The following is an 18,448-nucleotide window of genomic DNA, read 5'->3' as shown; positions in this document are numbered from 1 at the left end:
GGAGAGATCCCGCGGGTCCGGGGGGCTGGCCCCCGGACCGCCCGCGCCATCAGCGGAAAGGCCCCATGCCGACGCCCCAGATTGAACATCGCTATCCGTGCGAGAACTGCGGCGCGAGCCTGCAATTCAGCCCTGGCCAGAACGCCCTGACCTGCCCCTATTGCGGACATGTCCAGACCATTTCGCCGGGCGCAGGCCGCGCCCCTGCGCGGCAGGCGGCGGGCGGGGCCGAGGGGCAGGACGCGCTGCTGCGCGATCCGCGCACCGGCCGCGCGATTCAGTGGGACGCCGGCCACAAGGCGCCGGATCTGGCGGAAATCCCGCTGGCGCAGGGTTTGCAGATCGACCGCGGATCGGACCTTGCGCAGACGGTGCGCACTATGTCCTGCCCCAACTGCGGTGCCCGGATCGAGATCGACGGCAGCAATCATGCCGGCCTTTGCCCCTTCTGCGCCACGCCGGTCGTCACCGACACGGGAACGGCCCGCCTGCTCAAGCCGCAAGGGGTGCTGCCCTTCCTGCTGACCGAGGATCAGGCCCGCGCCGCGCTGGACGACTGGCTCAAGGGGTTGTGGTTCGCCCCGAGCGGCCTGACGCAATATGCGCGCCGCGGGCGGCGGATGCAGGGCGTCTATTCACCCTTCTGGACTTTCGATGCCCAGACCCGCAGCCGCTATCAGGGCCTGCGGGGCGATCACTATTTCGAGACGGTCCATGTCACGCAGGAGGTGAACGGCCGCCTGCAGCAGGTTCCCCAGCAGGTCATGCGCACGCGCTGGACCCGCGTCGCCGGCCAGGTGGCGCGCGGCTTCAATGATGTGCTGGTGCTGGCCTCATCCTCGCTGCCGCGGCGGTTCACCGATGCGCTGGCGCCGTGGGATCTGTCGCATATGGTCAGCTATGATCCGCAATATCTGGCCGGCTTTCAGGCCGAAAGCTATACGGTGCCGCTGGCCGAAGGCCATGCCATCGCCCGGCAGGAAATGGGCGGCGTGATCGGCATGGACGTGCGGCGCGACATGGGCGGCGATGTCCAGCAGATCGAGGCGCTGGATACCGAGTTTTCCGCCGAGACGTTCAAGCATGTCCTGCTGCCGATCTGGCTTGCGGCCTATAAATACAACGGGCAGAGCTATCGCTTCGTCGTCAATGGCCAGTCCGGCCGGGTGCAGGGTGATCGCCCCTGGTCGGCATGGAAGATTGCCCTGGCCGTCATCCTGGGGCTTGCCGCGCTGGCGGCGCTGATATGGGCGGCCGAGCGCGGGGGTTATGTCCAGATCGGCGGCGTCTCGGGCGGATATGTCACCATGCCGGACGGGCCGGGCGCCTTCGGCCTGCCGGGCGGCTTGTCCGGTTCTGGCGGCTATGTGATCCGCGGCTACTGACAGGGCGGGGTTGGCCGGCCCTCCTTGGGCGGGGCCGGCTGAGCACTGGCCGGGCGCGGCTCACCACAGGGCGCTGCGCTGGCGCCCCAGGGCCGGATGGCCGCCTGTTCGCACTCCTTCCCGCAGGGCGCGGCACACGGCACCCGGACACCGCTTTCTGCCGCCTGCCCCGTGCACAGGGCCACGGCCAGCCACGCCCCAATGGGGCGCATCGCTCGCGCCCACCGGCCCCAACGCCCAGCCCCGGCATCGCCGCTGCGCCGCCAAGGCGCGATCGGCGGCGACGGCCCGGCCGGCTCGTCGTTGCGTCGGCGCACAGCTCCCCTGCCTGCACAGGCCCTTCAACGTAGCGGCCGGGCACGGCGCAATCCTCAGGCCCCCTTCCCTTGCGCGCGGCCTTTGCAGGGCAGGCCATGCGGCCCCTGTCTGCAAAAATCCCGCGCCCATGGGCGGGCAGGCGCGGGGGCGCGCCCCCTTTTCCGACGCCGCGCCTGCGCCTATAGGGCGCAGCGGCAAGGAAAGGCTGCGCAATGATCCTCTGTTCGGGCGAATCGCTGATCGACATGGTTCCCCAGCCGGACGGGACGCTGCGCCCCCTGCCCGGCGGCGCCGTCTATAACACCGCGGTGGCGCTGGGGCGGCTGGGGGCGCCGACGGCCTATCTGTGGCCGATCTCGCGCGACGGCTTTGGCGAGGCGCTGCTGGGCCCGCTGGCCAAGGCGGGGGTGGACACGGCTCGCTGCCCGCGCACCGACCGCCTGACGACGCTGGCCGTCGTCAGCCTTGCAGGGGGCGATGCGCGCTATTCCTTTTATGACGAGGGTTCGGCCGGCCGGATGTTTGCCGATGCCGACCTGCCTGCCCTGCCCCCTGGCCTGGCGGCGCTGTTCATCGGCGGGATCAGCCTTGTCCCCGACCCTTGCGGCGCGACGATCGAGACGCTGGCGGCGCGCGCGGCCCAGGCAGGGGTGCCGGTCATGCTGGACCCGAACATCCGCCCGTTCTTTGTCGGGGACGAGAACGCCTATCGCGCCCGGCTCGACCGGCTGTTCGGCCTTGCCTCGATCGTCAAGCTGTCGGGCGACGATCTTGACTGGCTCTGGCCGGGGGACAGTGCCGAGGGTGCTGCCCGGCGGCTCATGGCGCGAGGTGTGCGGCTGGTGCTGACCACCAGCGGCGCGCAGGGCGCCGCCGCCCATACCGCCGCTTTGCGCCTTGCCGCGCCCGCGATGCGGGTTCAGGTCGCCGACACGATCGGGGCGGGCGATACCTTCAACGCCGGGATGCTGGACGCGCTGCACCGCGCCGGGGCGCTGGGCCGGCTGGACCGGCTGGACGAGCCGGCCCTGTCCGCGGCGCTGGCCCATGCGGCGCGCGCAGCCGCCCTGACCGTCTCGCGCCCCGGCGCCGATCCGCCCTGGGCGCACGAGCTGGCCTGACGCCCGCCCGGCGCCGGCTGCTTGCTCAGCCCCGGCCCGCGCGGCGCGCCGCCCTTGCGGCCGACAGGGTTTCGATGCGCAGGCGCAGCGCCTCGGTCAGCGCCTCGCGCGGCAGGCCGGTTTCACGCGCAAGGCGCAGCAGCCCGAAATGGACCCGCGCGATTTCCTGATAATAGCGCGCAAAGGTATAGTTGATCGACGCCCCCGCCACGGCGCCGAATACCGGCGTCGCCTGCGCCGCCAGCTTCTGGCCCAGCACGCCCGCAAAGCGCGGCGCGATGCGCGCGATCAGCGTCTGCACGCTTTGCCCCGTGATCGACAGCCGCGCCGCGACCAGGCCCAGATCGGCCCCGTCGTCATCCGACATCGGCCCGGCCGCGGCAAAGACGCGCAGCGCCTCGATCCGCGTTTCCTCGGCGCTCGCGTCAAAGCCGTATTCCTCGGCGATCCCCAGGATCGAGCGCAGCAGCATCGTCACCGACAGGGGCAGCTCGACCATCGCGGCCGGCAATCCGCCCACGCCCCCCGCCGCCCCCGTCACCGCCGAGGCAAGCCGGTTGAACCAGTCGCCCCGGTCGCGCACCACCCGGCGCGAGCGGCTGGCGGCGCGGAACGCCCGGTCCAGCGCCGTCATCGCCAGATCGTCCAGGCGGCTGCGCACGAAGGCCGGCAACCGTTCGATCAGCCCCTGCGCGCTGCCGCCGACCGCTGCCAGCAGATCCATGCCCAGCCCCCCGGCGGCGACATAGCGCCGGGCCAGGCGGTCCACCTCGGCATGGACGGAAGGATCGTCGATGGGGGGCAGGATCGCCTGCCGGGGGGTGATGGAATGTGCTGTCATCGGGTCTGTCCTTGGCGTTCGGCATGGTCGCGGGGCGCGCGCCGGGGTGCTGCGGGCGCATCGACCTGGGTGCAGGCCGGTTGCAGCGCCGGCAGCTGCCCGATCTCGGCCAGCCCGGCCAGCACCGCGGCGCCGGTTTCGCGCTCGACCCGGCCCCGCAGGTCAACCCATGCGCCGGGGCGAAGTTCCAGCCCCAGAACCCGGTCGGGATTGGTGGGGGGCGGCATCTCCACCCCCTCCAGCCGGGCAAAGCCGAAGCGGGAATAATAGGGCGCATCGCCCACCAGCATGACCCGCGCCCATCCCATCGCGCGGGCGCGCGCCAGGCTCTCGCGCATCAGCAGGCCGCCCAGCCCCTCGCCCTGGGCGGTGGGATGGACAGCCACCGGCCCCAGCAGCAGCACCGGCCGCGCCGCCACGCGCACCGGCCAATAGCGAATCGCCCCGGCCAGCGTGCCACCGTCCCCGCGCAGGATCAGGCACAGATCGCGGACGGGCGGCACCCCATCGCGCAGGCGATAAGATGACAGCGCGGTGCGGCCCGGCGCAAAGCACAGGTCGAGCAACGCCTCGACAGCGGGCGTGTCGGCATCGGTTTCGGGGCACAGGTCATACATAGGGGGCGCGCATCATGCAGGCAGTCGGCGCGCGCTTAGCATCCGGGGGGCCGGGTTGAACGACAAATCCGCATGCGCGCGAGCGGTTGCGGCGGGCGCGCCGCGCAGGCAGGATGCCCGCGAACCAGTCAGGACCGAGGCCCGCGCATATGTTCTATCGTCCTGAATCGGGCCATGGCCTGCCCCACAACCCCTGGAATGCCATCGTCGCGCCGCGCCCGATCGGCTGGCTCTCGACCAGGGGGCGGCTGGGCGACAACCTGGCGCCCTATTCCTTCTTCAACGCCACCGCCTATGTGCCGCCGCAGGTGATGTTCGCCTCGACCGGGCAGAAACCCGACCGCCCCGGCACCAAGGACACCGTGGCGCAGATCGCGGAAAGCCGGGTGTTCTGCGTCAACATCGCCGACGGCGCCCTGCGCGACGCGATGAACGCCTCGACCTCGGCCCAGCCGGCGGGGGTCAGCGAATTCGCCCTGGCCGGCGTCACCCCCGCGCCCTGCGAGACGATCGACTGCCCCCGCGTGGCCGAGGCTGCGGCCTCGATCGAATGCCGGGCAACCCGCATCATCCGCCAGGCGGGCGAGGCAAACCACATCGTGCTGGGCGTCGTCACCGGCATCCATATCCGCCCCGACTGCCTTGAGGCCGGCCGCTTCCGCCCGCCCTCGGGCTGGCTGGCGCGGCTCGGCTACAAGGATTACTGCATCGTCACCGACCTGTTCGAGATGGACCGCCCCGCATGAAGCCCCACAGCGCCCAGCCCCGCAAGGATCTGCGCGACTATATCCGCAGCATCGTGGATTTCCCCCATGAGGGGATCGTCTTCCGCGACGTGACCACCCTGTTCGCGGATGCGCGCGGCTTTCGCATGGCGGTCGATCAGCTGCTCTCGCCCTATGCCGGGGTGGATATCGACAAGGTCGTGGGGCTCGAGGCGCGCGGCTTCATCCTGGGGGGGCGGTTGCGCACCAGCTGTCCACCGGATTCGTGCCGATTCGCAAGAAGGGCAAGCTGCCCGGCGCGGTCATCAGCCAGGCCTATCAGCTCGAATACGGCGAGGCGGTGATGGAGATTCACGATGACGCCCTCTCGGCGGGCGACCGGGTGCTGATCGTCGATGACCTGCTGGCGACGGGCGGCACGGCGCGCGCCGCGATCGACCTGTGCCGGCGGCTGGGGGCCGAGGTGGTCGGCGCGGCCTTCGTGATCGACCTGCCTGAACTGGGCGGGCGCCGCGTGGTCGAGGATGCGGGGGTCGAGGTTCACGCCCTGACCCAGTTCGACGGCCACTAGGCGGCGCGTGCCCGCGCCTCGGGGCTGGGAAAGACCCGGTCATAGGCCCAGTTGAAGCCGTAGCCATAGACGATATAAAAGGCCGCAACCGACAGGTCGAACAGCAGCGCCTGCCACAGCGAGGCGTCCAGCATCCAGGCCACAAAGGGCAGCAGGATGACCAGCAGCCCGCCCTCGAACAGGACGGCATGCAGTGCGCGGACGGGGTGGGATTTCAGCGTGGTGCCAGCCAGCCGCAGCATCGCCCGGTCAAAGAGCAGGTTATAGGCATAGTTCCACCCCGTCGCCACCAGCGACGAGACCACCCCGACGACGCCCAGCGCATGCGGGTCAAAGCCGACAACCAGCCACCCGCCCCCGACCAGGAAGATCAGGCCGATCAGTTCGAACAGGATGACGTGGCGGATGCGGTCGGCGGTGCTGCGCATGGGATGGGCCCCCTTGATGCGGGCCGTCCCGGATGCCGCCCATGACGGGGAAAGGTCGTCCTTTCGCGCGTCCCTATAGCCGCCGCTCCGGCCCCGATCAAGCCAGCACCGCGCCGGGGTTCATGATGCCCGAGGGGTCCAGCGCCGCCTTGATCGCCCGCATCGCCGCCAGCCGCGCCGGATCGCCCCAACGCGCCAGATCGGCGGCCTTGAGCCGCCCGACCCCGTGTTCGGCCGAAAACGACCCGCCGCGGTCCACGACCATCTGATGCACGGCTTCCTGCACCCGCGGGCGCAGCGCGTCATAATCCTCGCGCCGCCGGCCGGCCGCGGGAAAGACGTTGTAGTGAAGGTTGCCGTCGCCCAGATGGCCAAAGCAGTTCACGCGCATGTCGCCCATCCCCGCCAGCATCGCGCCCGCATCCTCGATGAAGCGCGGGATTTCCGACAAGGGCAGGCTGATGTCATGCGAGGACACCACGCCGATGCGGCGGTTCGCCTCGGGCAGATGCTCGCGCAGCGACCAGAATTCGCCCGCCTGCGCGCCCGACTGCGCCACCGCCCCGTCCGTGACAAGGCCCGTTCCCATCGCCTGTTCCAGCAGGCCCGTCAGTGCCTCGTCCGGCCCCAGCCCCTCGGGCAGCGACAGTTCGAGCAGCACCGACCAGGGCGCGCCGGGCAGCGGCTGGCGGATGGCCGGCAGCGTTTCGGCCAGGAAATCCAGCCCGACACCCGAGATCAGCTCGAATGTCGTGACGCAGCCCGCAAACCGCCCCTGCGCCAGCGCCAGCAGCGCCAGCGCCTCGGCCGGGCCGGGCACGGCCAGCATCGCCGTGGCGATCCCCGCAGGCAGCGGCGCCATGCGCAGACTGGCGGCGGTGATGATGCCCAGCGTCCCCTCGCCCCCGATCAGCAGATCGCGCAGGGAATAGCCGGTGTTGTCCTTGCGCAGCCGCCTCAGCTCGCGCAGGATCGAGCCATCCGGCAGCACCGCCTCGATCCCCAGGCACAGCGCACGGGCATTGCCCCAGCGCAGCACCGCCGTCCCACCGGCATTGGCCGCCAGCACCCCGCCGATCTGGGCCGTCCCCTGGCTGGCGATGGACAGGGGAAACATCCGCCCCGCCTGTTGCGCGGCATCCTGGGCAGCCGCCAGGGTGCAGCCTGCCTCGGCAACCAGAACGTCTTCCTCGGGCCAGACGGCCCGCACCGCGGCCATGCGTTCCAGCGACAGGACCAGCGGCGCGGGGCCGGCCGGCATCACCGATCCGCCGACCAGCCCCGTGCCGCCGCCCCGCGGCACGATCGCCACCCGCGCGGCCGCGCAGGCCCGGACGATGGCCGCAACCTCATCAACCGACCGAGGCGCCGCGACCAGCCCCGCCTGCCCGCGATAGCGGCCGCGCGGCTCGTCCAGATAGCGGTCCTCGGGCGGGCGCAGCACCCCTGCGGGCAAGCAGGCGGCAAGACGTTCATCGGCGGCTACAAGGCTCATCTTCGGTCCAGAAATATCCCGGGGTCCGGGGCAGCGCCCCGGCCCTTACCCCACATCGGTCCGCCCGCGCCGGTCAGGGCGCAGGCTGGAATACAGCACATGATTGCGCCAGCGGCCGTTGATCTGCAGATAGCCCTCTGCCACGCCCTCATAGTTGAAGCCCGCGCTTTCCAGCACCCCCCGGCTCGCCGCGTTCTCGGGCAGGCAGGCCGCCTCGAGCCGCGACAGGTCCATCGGGCCGAAGGCATGGGCAACGACCGCGGCCAGCGCCTCGCGCATATAGCCCTGGCGTGCAAAGGGCACGCCTACCCAATAGCCCAGCGTCCCTGTCTGCGCGGGCCCCCGGCGGATCGTGTCCAGCGTCACCGCGCCGACCAGCACGCCATCGCGGCGGATCATGAACAGCGGCAAGGCCGTGCCCGCCCGGCTGGCGCGCGCCGCCCAATAGACGCGGTTGGCAAAGGCGCGGCGGCTGAGATGATCGGCGTGCCAGACCGGCTCCCACGGGGTCAGAAAGGCCCTGCTCTGCTCGCGCAGGCCCGTCCAAGCCTTGAAATCGCCATGCGCCGGCAGGCGCAGCACCATGCGTTCCGTTTCAAGCCGCGGCGGGGCGCTGCGGCGCAGGAACATCAGGCGGCAAGCCTCTGGGCCAGGACATCGCGGGCCGGGGCGCGGCGGACCGGGCCGTAAAGGGCCAGCGCCGGGCGGGCGGCGGCGATGATGCGGGCAGCATGGGCGCGCACCTCGGCGGCCGACACCGCCTCGATGCGCTCGGCGACCTCGGCGGCATCGGGAACGCGCCCCCAGATCGCCAGCGCCCGTGCCATCCGTTCGGCCTGCGCCGAGGGGCTTTCCAGCCCCATCAGCAACCCCGCCCTGAGCTGCGCCTTGGCCCGCGCGATCTCCGGCTCGGACAGGTCCTCGGCAGAGCGGCGGATCTCGTCGATGGTCAGATGCGCCAGATCGGCGACCTGATCGCCCGATGTGCCGGCATAGATCGTGACCATGCCGGTGTCGTCATGAAAGCCCGACTGGGCAAAGATAGAATAGCACAGGCCCCGTTCCTCGCGGATCTTCTGGAAAAGGCGCGAGGACATCCCGCCCCCCAGGGCCGAGGTCCAGATCTGCGCGGCGTAGAAATCGGGGTCCATGTAGCCCGGCCCCTCGAAGCCCAGGGCGAAATGCGCCTGCTCGAGCCGCTTGACGCGGCGCGCCTCGGTCCCCTGCCAGCGCGCGGGCTCGCGCGGGGCCGAGGCCAGGGGGGACAGATGGCCGAACAGCTGTTCGGCCTGGCGCACCAGCGCGTCGTGATCGACGGCCCCGGCAGCAGCCACGATCATCCGGCCCGGCCCGTAATGCTCGGCCACAAAGGCGGCCAGGTCGGCGCGCGAGAAGCTTTCCACCCGCTCGGCCGGGCCGAGGATGGTGCGCCCCATCGCCTGGTCGGGATAGGCGGCCTCTTGCAGCCAGTCGAAGATCACGTCATCGGGCGTGTCCAGCGCCTGCCCGATCTCGGACAGGATGACGCCGCGCTCAACCTCGATCTCGCGCCCGTCGAAGGACGGGTTCAGCACGATATCGGCCAGCACGTCCAGCGCCAGCGGCACATCGGCGGCCAGCACGCGGGCATAATAGGCGGTCGTGTCGCGCGAGGTATAGGCGTTGATATAGCCGCCCACATCCTCGATCACCTCGGCGATCTGCAGGGCCGACCGGCGGGCCGTCCCCTTGAAAGCCATGTGTTCGAGGAAATGGGCGATACCGTTCTGCTCGGCCCGCTCGTCGCGGCCCCCCGCCCCGACCCAGATGCCGACCGAGGCCGAATGAAGCCCCGCCATCAGGCGCGAGGCGATGCGCAGGCCGTTGGGCAGGGTGGTGATCTGGATGTCGCTCAAGCCATTCTCCGTTCAAGGATCAGGGACTTAAGCGCCTCGCTGTCATTTTCAACCCGCGTGACCCGTTCGGGCAGGCCGGCCATCCGCGCCATATGCGCCGGCAGCGCGGGGCGCAGGCCGATGGCCTGTTCCACCGCATCGGGAAACTTGGCCGGATGGGCGGTGGCGAGCGTGATCATCGGCACCCCCTGCCGGCGGTGTTCGTCCGCGACCTTTACCCCGACGGCGGTATGGGGGCAGACGACCTGCCCCGTCTCGGCGCGGACACGGGCGATGGTCGACAGGGTCTCGGCCTCGGAGGCGCGGCCCGAGTCGTAGAGCTCGCGCAGATGCTCCATCGCGCCCTGGCTGATGGCAAAGCCACCCGCCCGCAGATCCTCCATCAGCTGCGCAACCGCCGCCCCGTCCCCGTCATAGGCCAGAAACAGCGCCCGTTCGAAATTGGAACTGACCTGGATATCCATCGAGGGCGAAACCGACGGCTCGACCCGGCCCACCTGATAACGGCCGGTCCGCATGGCGCGGTCGAGGATGTCGTTCTGGTTCGTCGCGATCACCAGCCGGTCGACCGGCAGCCCCATCGCCCGCGCGATCGTCCCGGCAAAGATGTCGCCGAAATTGCCGGTCGGCACGGTGAAGCTGACGGGGCGGTGCGGCGCGCCCAGGCTGACGGCGCCGGTGATGTAATAGACGACCTGCGCCAGCACCCGGGCCCAGTTGATGCTGTTGACCCCCGCCAGCCCGACCCCGTCGCGGAAGGGATGGTCGTTGAACAGATCCTTGAGCCGCGCCTGCGCGTCATCGAAAGTGCCGTCAATGGCCAGCGCATGCACATTGGCATCGTCCGGCGTCGTCATCTGCCGGCGCTGCACCTCGCTGACGCGGCCATGGGGATAGAGGATGAACACATCCACGTTGGGCAGGCCGCGGAACGCCTCGATCGCGGCCGAGCCGGTGTCGCCCGAGGTCGCGCCGACGATGGTGATGCGCCGCCCCTCGCGCGCCAGGGCGATCTGGAACAGCTGGCCGATCAGCTGCATCGCGAAATCCTTGAAGGCCAGCGTCGGGCCATGGAACAGTTCCAGCAGGTGATGGCCGGGCGCCAGCTGCACCAGCGGCGCGCGGGCGGCATGGCCAAAGCCCTGATAGGCGCGGCGGATGGCATCGTGAAGCTCGGTTTCGGAAAAGCTTTCCGCGACGAAGGGCCGGATGATGCGGAAGGCCGCCTCCTCGTAGGACTGCCCCTCCAGCGCGGCGATGGCGGCGGCGTCCATCTGCGGCACGGCTTCGGGCACATAAAGGCCCCCGTCGCGCGCAAGGCCGGTCATCATCGCCTCGGCAAAGGGCAGAACGGGCGCCTGCCCGCGGGTCGAGATATAGCGCATCGGTCGTCCTATCTGGTCATGCGCCGGATACGCCAGACCAGCCCGATTGTCATCCCGAGACAGATCACCGCAAAGGAAAACCACTGGATCGCATAGGACAGGTGGTTGTTGGGGATGTCGGTGATGTCCAGCGGGATCGGCATCACCCCCTGGGCATCGCCCCGAACGGCCGAGGCCACGATCAGCACCGGCTGGGCATGCAGGAAGGCCGCCATGCGCGGCACCTCGCGCGCGAACCAGATGCCTGCGGCCAGATCGGGCTCGGGCGTGGCGCTGCCCTTTTCGTCGGGCCAGTGCAGGTTGCCGGCCACGGTCAGCGCGACCGGCGGGCGCGGCTTGCGCCGGTCATCCTGGGGGACAAAGCCCCGGTCCACCATGATCCGCCGTCCGTCATCGGTCTGAAAGGCAGAGATCACGTTGTAGCCGCCGCCGAAATCATGAGTCCCCGACAGGACGAGGATCTCCTCTCCGGTCGTGGTGCCGGTCGCATAGACGGGGCGGTATTTCATCGACGGGTCGACCGCCGCGGGCAGCGCCACCGGCTGTTGCTCGATCCCGCGCTGGATGGCGTCAAGCTGGGCGGTCTTTTCCGCCATGCGCCGCAGTTGCCAGAACCCCAGCGAAGCGAGCAGCGCCGCCAGCATCAGCCCCAGGACAAGCGGCGGCAACCAGCGGCGCATCAGCGAAAGGCGCCCCGCGCCTGCCCGGCCCGGCGCATGGGGCGGCGCGCCCGCGCGCCCGCGGGGCCAGCGCCCCGCAAAGGCGGAAAGGCGCAGGGGGTTGCCCTGCGCCCGGCCGGCGGTGCCATGGGTGGGCGGTTGATCACCGGCCCCAGATATAGATCGCGAAGAACAGGAACAGCCACACCACGTCCACGAAGTGCCAGTACCAGGCGGCTGCCTCGAATCCGATATGGTGCTTGGCATCCATGTTCCCGCGGGCAAAGCGGATCGCGCAGATGGCCAGGAAGATCGTCCCGACGATCACGTGAAAGCCGTGGAACCCGGTCGCCATGAAGAACACGCCGCCATAGACGGTGTCGGCCAGGCCGAACTGGGCATGGCTGTATTCCAGCGCCTGCAGGCCGGTGAAGAACATCCCCAGGATCACCGCGACGACGGTGCCGCGCAGCGCGGTCTTGCGATCGTTGTCATGGACCAGCGCATGGTGCGCCCAGGTCACCGCGACGCCCGACAGCAGCAGGATCAGCGTGTTGATCAGCGGCAGATGCCACGGATCGAAGGTCTCGATGCCCTGCGGCGGCCAGATGCCGTCCTTGATCGGGCTCAGCTCGCCCATGGGATAGAGCGCGTTCTTGAAGAAGGCCCAGAACCAGGCGGCGAAGAACATCACCTCGGAGATGATGAACAGGATCACGCCATAGCGCAGGCCGATCTGCACCACCGGGGTATGATCGCCGGTGTTGCCCTCATGCGCGACATCGGCCCACCAGCCATACATGGTGTACAGCACCAGCAGCAGGCCGATGGCGAACTGCGTCCAGGCGGGCAGGCCCGCATGGCTCATCCCCTTCATCCAGAACACGGCGCCGGTCAGCATCACGAAGGCGCCGATGGCACTGATGAAGGGCCAGATCGAGGGCGGCAGGATGTGATAATCGTGGTTCTTGGTGTGGGCCATGACGGCGGCTCTCCCCGAAGGTCGTCGGTTCAGTTTGTTGCGGTTCTGGCGGACGGGCCGGCATCGGCGCTGGCCGATCTGCGCCCGTCCAGCCTGAAGAAGGTATAGCTGAGCGTGATGTCGCGGATGCCCGCGGCGTCACGGTCGTTCACCATATCCGGGCTGACGAAGAAGGTCAGCGGCATCTCGACCCGCTCGCCCGGCTTCAGCGTCTGCTCGGTAAAGCAGAAGCACTGGATCTTGTCGAAGAAATAGCCGGCGGCGTCGGGGCTGACATTGTAGCTCGCCTGCCCGGTGAGGGTCTGGTCGGAATTGTTCACCGCCTCGTAAAAGGCCATCGCGGTTTCCCCGATGCGCACGCGCATCTCGCGCTGCATCGGGCGGAACGTCCAGCCCAGCCCCGGCATCACGTTGGCGTCGAACCGCACCCGCACGGTCTGGTCCAGCACCCGGTCAGGCCCGCGCGTCGCAACCTGCGTCGTTCCGGCAAAGCCGGTGACGCGGCAGAACCATGAATAGAACGGCACGGCCGCCCAGGCCAGCGCGCCCATCGTCACCACCACGGCCAGCAGCGTGGTGACGAGGCGCCGGTTGCCGCGCGCGCCCGGCCTTGCCCGCGGATCGGTCATGGCGTCCCCCTGCTGGCAGGGGCGCTTTGCGCATTGGGCAGCGCGGCGCCCGGCGTGCCCGGCACGGCCACGGGATTGGCGGCAGGCCGGCCGGCATTCGCCGGGGCGGCCGGATCGACGGGCAGCGCAGCCCTGCGCGGGCTGTTGTCATAGGCATGCATCAGATCGCCCTGCCGGATCTTGGAAATCGACAGGCCGAAGACCAGCGCCACAAAGGCCGCCAGCACCAGCGCCAGCCCCACATTGCGCCCCCGCCGGCGCTGGTGCAGCTCTGTCTCGGCGCGCAGCGGCATCACCAGCCCCCCGCGCCGAAGGGCATCAGCGACTGGACCAGCAGGGCCGCGAAATGCGCGAACAGATAGATCAGCGACAGACGGAAGAACGACTTTTCCGCCCGATAGGCGTCGGCGCGCGCCTCATCCTCATCCCGGCGCAGGATGACCCAGCCGCCGCGGATGAACAGCGCGTTCAGCACCACCGCCACCGCCATGTAGAGCGGACCGCCGATCGTAGTCAGCCCCAGCCACAGCGCAAAGCCCGCCAGCACGATCGAATAGGCAAAGATGTGCCGGCGGGTCGCCTGCCGCCCATGGGTGACCGTCAGCATCGGCACGCCGGCGTTGTGATAGTCTTCCTTCATGAACAGCGCGAGCGCCCAGAAATGCGGCGGGGTCCAGAAAAAGACGAGCGCGAACATCAGCAGCGATTCGATCGACACGCCGCCCGTGGCGCAGGCCCAGCCGATCATCGGCGGAAACGCCCCGGCCGCGCCGCCGATGACGATGTTCTGCGGCGTCGTGCGCTTGAGCCACATCGTGTAGATGACGGCATAGAAGAAGATGGTGAAGGCCAGGAAGGCCGCGGAAAACCAGTTGGCCGCCAGCCCCAGCATCAGCACCGACAGGCCCGACAGGAACAGCCCCAGCCCCAGCGCATCCTGCGCCGAAACCCGGCCGGCGGGGATCGGCCGGCGGCGGGTCCGCGTCATCACCGCATCGATGTCGGCATCATACCACATGTTCAGCGCGCCCGAGGCCCCGCCCCCCAGCGCGATGAACAGCACCGCGCAGAAGGCGACCACCGGATCGACCCGGACCGGCGCGGTGAACAGCCCCACGAAGGCCGTGAACACGACCAGCGACATCACCCGCGGCTTGAGCAGGGCGACATAGTCGCCGAACTGCGGCTCGGCCGCGCCGATCCCGGCGGGATGGCTGTCATATGATCGGATGTCGGTCACGGCGCCCCTTCGGTCCCCGATCAGTTCGCCGCCAGGCGGACGGGCTGCGCGGGCAGCACGTCCGAGGCATCGGCGGCAAGCGTGGTCTTGGCCTGCGCCATCCAGGCGTCGTATTTTTCCTGGCTGACGGCCTTGACGACGATGGGCATGTAGGCGTGGTTGATGCCGCACAGCTCCGAGCACTGGCCGAAATAGACGCCTTCGCGATCGGCCTGGAACCATGCCTGCGCGATCCGGCCGGGCACGCCGTCCTGCTTGATGGCGAAGGAGGGCATCGCCCAGGAGTGGATCACGTCGGCCGAGGTCACCTGCAGCAGCACCTTCTTGCCCACCGGGATCACGACGGGGTTGTCCGTCGCCAGCAGGTATTCGTCGGGCGCATAGCCGGCATTGGCCAGCTGGTCGCGTTCCAGCAGCAGCGCATCGAAGGCCACTCCGTCATTGGGGTATTCATAGGACCAGTACCACTGGTGCCCCGTCGCCTTGATGACCAGGTCGGGGTCGCTGGGCATTTCCTGCGACCGGAACAGCGCCGGCAGCGAGAAGATCCCGATGGTCAGCAGGATCAGCACCGGACCCAGCGTCCACAGCACCTCGACCGGGGTGTTGTGGGTGAAGCGCGCGGGCACCGGATTGGCGCGGCGGTTGAACCGGACGATGCACCACAGCAGCAGCAGGCAGACGAAGGCCGTGATGCAGGCGATGATGATCAGCACGAAATGGTCCAGCCACTGCTGGTCATGCGCCGTCGGCGCCGAGGCCGGCTGAAAGTTCATGCCGCCCGCCGCGGGCTTGCCGATCACCGGCAGGTTGCCCAGCACATCCTGCGCGGCGGCCGCGCCGGTCATGGCGAGGCTGCCCCCGACCAGACCCGCCGCCATCAGCGCCGCCGACACGCGGCCCCTTGCCCAGTTTGCCATCGATCGATTCCCGTTCATTGTCCCTGTGCGAGGGCATCCTGCCGGCAAAGGCGGCCATTCCCTCGGGCAGCTCGTCACAACCACATCTGCGCGCACCCGGCAAGCCTCGCTATCGACTCGGGGCAAGAAAAGCCTTAACCCGGATTGACCCATGATTGAACGATTTTCACCATTCGAGGAACTGGTCGATCCAGATCAGGCGCTGGCCATCCTGCGCGACGCTGTCGCAGGCGCGGATGATGGCGAGCTTTTCCTGGAACGCGCCCGCAGCGAGACGCTGGTCTACGACGATGGCCGGCTGCGCAATGCGGGCTATGACGCCACGCAGGGATTCGGCCTGCGCGCCGTGCGGGGGGCCGTCACCGGCTTTGCCCATTCGACCGAGATCACGCCCCAGGCGCTGCGCGAGGCCGCCGGGATGGCCCGGCTTGCCGTGGGCAGCGGCGGGGGCGTCATGGCCCCCTCGCCGGCCGGCCCCGGCCCGCGCCTTTATCCCGGCGCCGACCCGGCCGAGGGCATCGCCTTTGCCGACCGCGTTGCCCAGCTGCGCCAGATTGATGCCTTCGCCCGCGATCTCGACCCCCGCGTGGTGCAGGTCACGGCCTCGATCGCCAGCGCCCTGCAGGAGGTGGTGATCCTGCGTCCCGACGGGACCATCGTCACCGACATCCGCCCGATGGCGCGGCTGAACGTCTCGGTCATCGTCGAATCGAACGCCCGGCGGGAAACCGGCTCGGCCGGGGGCGGGGGGCGGTCGGGGCTGGCCCCCTTGCTGCAACCCGATCACTGGCAGGGGCTGGTGCGCGAGGCGCTGCGCATCGCGCAGGTCAACCTGCGATCCGTTGCCGCCCCGGCCGGGGTGATGGACGTGGTGCTGGGGCCGGGATGGCCGGGCATCCTGCTGCACGAGGCGGTCGGCCACGGGCTCGAGGGGGATTTCAACCGCAAGGGCGCCTCGGCCTTTTCGGGGCTGATGGGCCGGCGCGTCGCGGCGCCCGGCGTCAGCGTCGTGGACGACGGCACCCTGCCCGGCCGCCGCGGCTCGATCACCGTCGATGACGAAGGCACGCCCTCGGCCCGCAACGTGCTGATCGAGGACGGCATCCTGGTCGGCTATCTGCAGGATCGCCAGAACGCCCGGCTGATGGGCGTGGCCCCCACCGGAAACGGGCGGCGCGAAAGCCATGCCCATGCGCCGATGCCGCGCATGACCAACACCATGATGAACCCCGGCAGCGACGATCCTGCCGCCATCCTTGCGGGGCTGAGGGACGGCATCTATGCGGTCGGTTTCGGCGGCGGGCAGGTGGACATCACCAACGGCAAGTTCGTCTTTTCCTGCACCGAGGCTTACCGCGTCCGCAACGGCGCGATCGAAGAGCCGATTCGCGGCGCCACGCTGATCGGCGACGGGGCCACCGCGCTGCAGCATGTCCGCGCCGTCGGAAACGACCTTGCGCTGGATCCGGGCATCGGCAACTGCGGCAAGCAGGGCCAGTGGGTTCCGGTGGGCGTGGGCCAGCCGACGCTGATGATCGGCGGGCTGACGGTGGGCGGCTCGGCCGCCTGAGCCTTTTCCGGCGGCGGAAACGGTTTGTTAACCTTTCCCGTGCGATGACCCCCTTGGATGAGGCGTCGAGCAGGCAGGGGAAAACGCGTGTTTTCTTTCGATTTCCCCCCACAGGCCCCCACCGCGAAGGAAGACGACCTGTCCGTCCTTCGCCTCATCCGCTCTCGCCGGGTCGGGCCGGCGACCTTCCATCGGCTGATCGCCGATCACGGCAGCGCGGCGGCGGCCCTGGACGCCCTGCCCGCCATCGCCGCCGCCGCGGGGATCGAGAGCTATGCCCCCTGCCCCGAAGGCGTGGCCGCGGCCGAGCTTTCGGCAGGCGCCCGCGCCGGGGCGCGGCTGGTCCGCTTTGATTCGCCTGACTATCCGGTGCTGCTGTCCCATATTCCCGACGCGCCCCCGGTGCTGTGGGTGCGGGGCGACATCGGGGTTGCGGCGCGGCCCGCGGTCGCCGTCATCGGCTCGCGCAATGCCTCGTCGCTGGGGCTGCGGATGGCGCGGGGCCTTGCCCGCGCCCTGGCCGAAGCGGGGGTGACGGTCGCAGCGGGGCTGGCGCGCGGCATCGACACCGCTGCCCATGAGGCAAGCTGCGAGGCCGGGACCATCGCCGTGATGGCGGGCGGCATCGATGTGATCTATCCATCCGAAAACCGCGACCTAGCAGGCCGCATCGCCCGGGCAGGCTGCCTTCTGGCCGAGCAGCCGCCGGGGCTTGACCCGGTGGCGCGCCACTTTCCGGCCCGCAACCGCATCGTGTCGGGGCTGTGCGCGGGCGTCGTGGTGGTCGAGGCGGCGCACCGCTCGGGTACGCTGATCACCGCGCGCTATGCCGCCGAACAGGGGCGCGAGGTGATGGCAGTTCCCGGTCATCCCATCGACGCCCGCGCCTCGGGCTGCAACGCCCTGATCCGCGACGGCGCGATCCTGGTCCGCAGCGCCGAGGACGTGCTGGCCGCAATCGGCCTGGTGGACGCGGCAGGCACCCGCCCCGGCCCGCCGGGGCGCGGGCGCGTCGGCGAGGACAGGGACAGGGACAGGGACAGGGACAGGGACAGGGACAGGGACGCGGATCAGGCAGGCGGCGCCGCGGCAAGGGGTTCAAGCGCCGGGCGCCAGGGCGCCGGTCCGGGCGCAGCCGCGGCCACGGCGCTGCGCGGGGGGCCGGCCGGCGCGCAGTCGGGCGCAGGGCTGGCCCGCCGGCCCATCCCGCCCGGGGATAACGCACGCCCTTCGCCTGTCGCCGCGCCCGCCGCCCGCCGCCCCGGCGCGCCGGCGCAGCCTGTCGCCTGCGCGCCTCCAGCCTGCTCGGCTGGTTTGCCGCTTGAAGGCCGCCTCCTCGCTCTTCTTGGCCCCTCACCGACCGAGGAAAACCAGCTCATCCGCGATCTGGGCGTCTCGGCCGCGATGATTGCCCCTGTCCTTCTGAACCTTGAACTGGATGGGCGCATCATCCGCATGCCCGGCGGCCGGATCGCCCTATGCGTCTGAAGGCCCCGCGCCGGACAGACGCGGCACGGGCAGATTCGTCGGGCAGTTCCCCGCGGGATCATTCTGATCGCCGCATGAAAGCGGAGTGGACAGACCTGCGCGTGCCCTGCCAACAGACGGCTCTGGCGCAATCGGACCGGACCTGCCGCGTTCCTGCAAGGACGCCGCGCTCCATCCAG

Annotated in this window: 17 protein-coding genes and 2 pseudogenes; 6 read left to right on the top strand and 13 right to left on the bottom strand. The window is 70.0% G+C overall.

From position 1 onward, the window contains the following. Positions 1-65 precede the first annotated feature (65 nt). Entirely contained in the window at positions 66-1,385 is a 1,320-nt protein-coding gene (locus tag B0A89_RS09150; RefSeq protein WP_240558486.1) for a TFIIB-type zinc ribbon-containing protein, read from the top strand. Positions 1,386-1,915: 530 nt separating this feature from the next. Next, positions 1,916-2,824, top strand: a complete 909-nt coding sequence (locus B0A89_RS09145) for a carbohydrate kinase family protein (protein ID WP_085377878.1) — start codon at positions 1,916-1,918, stop codon at positions 2,822-2,824. A 25-nt stretch (positions 2,825-2,849) separates the two neighbouring features. Here B0A89_RS09145 and B0A89_RS09140 read toward each other — a convergent pair whose 3' ends face one another. After that, positions 2,850-3,665, bottom strand: coding sequence for an EcsC family protein (locus tag B0A89_RS09140; protein ID WP_085377877.1), 816 nt, complete (start codon positions 3,663-3,665; stop codon positions 2,850-2,852). 140 nt (positions 3,666-3,805) lie between these two features. After that, positions 3,806-4,282, bottom strand: a pseudogene (locus B0A89_RS09135) (GNAT family N-acetyltransferase); the annotation flags it as partial. Between the two features lie 149 nt (positions 4,283-4,431). Between B0A89_RS09135 and B0A89_RS09130 the strand changes: the two are divergent. Together B0A89_RS09130 and B0A89_RS09125 are read left to right on the top strand one after the other, a co-directional pair. Continuing rightward, positions 4,432-5,028 (top strand): flavin reductase family protein, encoded by a 597-nt coding sequence (locus B0A89_RS09130; protein WP_085377875.1) that lies wholly within the window; start codon positions 4,432-4,434, stop codon positions 5,026-5,028. Next, positions 5,025-5,578: pseudogene (locus B0A89_RS09125) on the top strand (adenine phosphoribosyltransferase). The gene B0A89_RS09130 and the pseudogene B0A89_RS09125 overlap by 4 nt, the downstream one beginning before the upstream one ends. On the opposite strand, the gene B0A89_RS09120 reads toward B0A89_RS09125, so the two are convergent. The 11 genes from B0A89_RS09120 to coxB form a co-directional block, all read right to left on the bottom strand. Then, positions 5,575-6,006 (bottom strand): PACE efflux transporter, encoded by a 432-nt coding sequence (locus tag B0A89_RS09120; protein WP_085377874.1) that lies wholly within the window; start codon positions 6,004-6,006, stop codon positions 5,575-5,577. The pseudogene B0A89_RS09125 and the gene B0A89_RS09120 overlap by 4 nt on opposite strands. A 97-nt stretch (positions 6,007-6,103) precedes the next feature. Continuing rightward, positions 6,104-7,501, bottom strand: coding sequence for an FAD-binding oxidoreductase (locus tag B0A89_RS09115; RefSeq protein ID WP_085377873.1), 1,398 nt, complete (start codon positions 7,499-7,501; stop codon positions 6,104-6,106). Positions 7,502-7,546: 45 nt separating this feature from the next. Then, complete coding sequence (locus B0A89_RS09110; protein ID WP_085377872.1) at positions 7,547-8,131, bottom strand: GNAT family N-acetyltransferase; 585 nt, start codon at positions 8,129-8,131, stop codon at positions 7,547-7,549. Continuing rightward, the gene (locus B0A89_RS09105; RefSeq protein WP_085378862.1) at positions 8,131-9,339 is read right to left on the bottom strand and encodes a M16 family metallopeptidase; all 1,209 of its coding nucleotides are present in this window, start codon (positions 9,337-9,339) and stop codon (positions 8,131-8,133) included. Before B0A89_RS09105 ends, B0A89_RS09110 begins: the two co-directional genes overlap by 1 nt. Positions 9,340-9,392: 53 nt before the next feature. Next, positions 9,393-10,781: a threonine synthase gene (gene thrC, locus B0A89_RS09100; RefSeq protein WP_085377871.1), complete on the bottom strand. Its 1,389-nt coding sequence runs from the start codon at positions 10,779-10,781 to the stop codon at positions 9,393-9,395. Positions 10,782-10,789: 8 nt separating this feature from the next. Then, on the bottom strand, positions 10,790-11,461 hold the full coding sequence (locus B0A89_RS09095; RefSeq protein ID WP_157115302.1) for an SURF1 family protein: 672 nt from the start codon (positions 11,459-11,461) through the stop codon (positions 10,790-10,792). 142 nt (positions 11,462-11,603) lie between these two features. After that, complete coding sequence (locus B0A89_RS09090; RefSeq protein WP_085377870.1) at positions 11,604-12,422, bottom strand: cytochrome c oxidase subunit 3; 819 nt, start codon at positions 12,420-12,422, stop codon at positions 11,604-11,606. 29 nt (positions 12,423-12,451) lie between these two features. Further along, the gene (locus tag B0A89_RS09085; protein WP_085377869.1) at positions 12,452-13,051 is read right to left on the bottom strand and encodes a cytochrome c oxidase assembly protein; all 600 of its coding nucleotides are present in this window, start codon (positions 13,049-13,051) and stop codon (positions 12,452-12,454) included. Next, positions 13,048-13,344, bottom strand: coding sequence for a hypothetical protein (locus B0A89_RS09080; protein WP_085377868.1), 297 nt, complete (start codon positions 13,342-13,344; stop codon positions 13,048-13,050). The genes B0A89_RS09085 and B0A89_RS09080 overlap by 4 nt, the downstream gene beginning before the upstream one ends. Beyond that, a complete protein-coding gene (gene cyoE, locus B0A89_RS09075) occupies positions 13,344-14,291 on the bottom strand; it encodes a heme o synthase (RefSeq protein WP_085377867.1) in 948 nt (315 codons plus the stop codon). The genes B0A89_RS09080 and cyoE overlap by 1 nt, the downstream gene beginning before the upstream one ends. Positions 14,292-14,311: 20 nt before the next feature. Further along, complete coding sequence (gene coxB / locus B0A89_RS09070) at positions 14,312-15,211, bottom strand: cytochrome c oxidase subunit II (RefSeq protein ID WP_420814379.1); 900 nt, start codon at positions 15,209-15,211, stop codon at positions 14,312-14,314. 151 nt (positions 15,212-15,362) lie between these two features. Here coxB and tldD point away from each other — a divergent pair, with 151 nt between their 5' ends. Further along, complete coding sequence (tldD, locus tag B0A89_RS09065; protein WP_085377866.1) at positions 15,363-16,781, top strand: metalloprotease TldD; 1,419 nt, start codon at positions 15,363-15,365, stop codon at positions 16,779-16,781. A gap of 87 nt (positions 16,782-16,868) precedes the next feature. After that, entirely contained in the window at positions 16,869-18,269 is a 1,401-nt protein-coding gene (gene dprA / locus B0A89_RS15390; RefSeq protein WP_338045725.1) for a DNA-processing protein DprA, read from the top strand. Positions 18,270-18,448 lie beyond the last annotated feature (179 nt).

The sequence above is a fragment of the Paracoccus contaminans genome (genome assembly GCF_002105555.1).
Classification (GTDB): Bacteria; Pseudomonadota; Alphaproteobacteria; order Rhodobacterales; family Rhodobacteraceae; genus Paracoccus; species Paracoccus contaminans.
This window is presented reverse-complemented; position numbering and strand designations above follow the sequence as displayed.

Bases quoted from the DNA above. Each gene is read 5' to 3' on its own strand.
- B0A89_RS09130 (WP_085377875.1), top strand. From the start codon at position 4,432: ATGTTCTATCGTCCTGAATCGGGCCATGGCCTGCCCCACAACCCCTGG.
- B0A89_RS09140 (WP_085377877.1), bottom strand. From the start codon at position 3,665: ATGACAGCACATTCCATCACCCCCCGGCAGGCGATCCTGCCCCCCATC.
- B0A89_RS09080 (WP_085377868.1), bottom strand. From the start codon at position 13,344: ATGCCGCTGCGCGCCGAGACAGAGCTGCACCAGCGCCGGCGGGGGCGC.
- B0A89_RS09105 (WP_085378862.1), bottom strand. From the start codon at position 9,339: ATGGCGGGGCTTCATTCGGCCTCGGTCGGCATCTGGGTCGGGGCGGGG.
- B0A89_RS09120 (WP_085377874.1), bottom strand. From the start codon at position 6,006: ATGCGCAGCACCGCCGACCGCATCCGCCACGTCATCCTGTTCGAACTG.
- B0A89_RS09115 (WP_085377873.1), bottom strand. From the start codon at position 7,501: ATGAGCCTTGTAGCCGCCGATGAACGTCTTGCCGCCTGCTTGCCCGCA.
- B0A89_RS09095 (WP_157115302.1), bottom strand. From the start codon at position 11,461: ATGCGCCGCTGGTTGCCGCCGCTTGTCCTGGGGCTGATGCTGGCGGCG.
- coxB (WP_420814379.1), bottom strand. From the start codon at position 15,211: ATGGCAAACTGGGCAAGGGGCCGCGTGTCGGCGGCGCTGATGGCGGCG.
- B0A89_RS09150 (WP_240558486.1), top strand. From the start codon at position 66: ATGCCGACGCCCCAGATTGAACATCGCTATCCGTGCGAGAACTGCGGC.
- B0A89_RS09110 (WP_085377872.1), bottom strand. From the start codon at position 8,131: ATGTTCCTGCGCCGCAGCGCCCCGCCGCGGCTTGAAACGGAACGCATG.
- B0A89_RS09145 (WP_085377878.1), top strand. From the start codon at position 1,916: ATGATCCTCTGTTCGGGCGAATCGCTGATCGACATGGTTCCCCAGCCG.
- B0A89_RS09085 (WP_085377869.1), bottom strand. From the start codon at position 13,051: ATGACCGATCCGCGGGCAAGGCCGGGCGCGCGCGGCAACCGGCGCCTC.
- B0A89_RS09090 (WP_085377870.1), bottom strand. From the start codon at position 12,422: ATGGCCCACACCAAGAACCACGATTATCACATCCTGCCGCCCTCGATC.
- tldD (WP_085377866.1), top strand. From the start codon at position 15,363: ATGATTGAACGATTTTCACCATTCGAGGAACTGGTCGATCCAGATCAG.
- thrC (WP_085377871.1), bottom strand. From the start codon at position 10,781: ATGCGCTATATCTCGACCCGCGGGCAGGCGCCCGTTCTGCCCTTTGCC.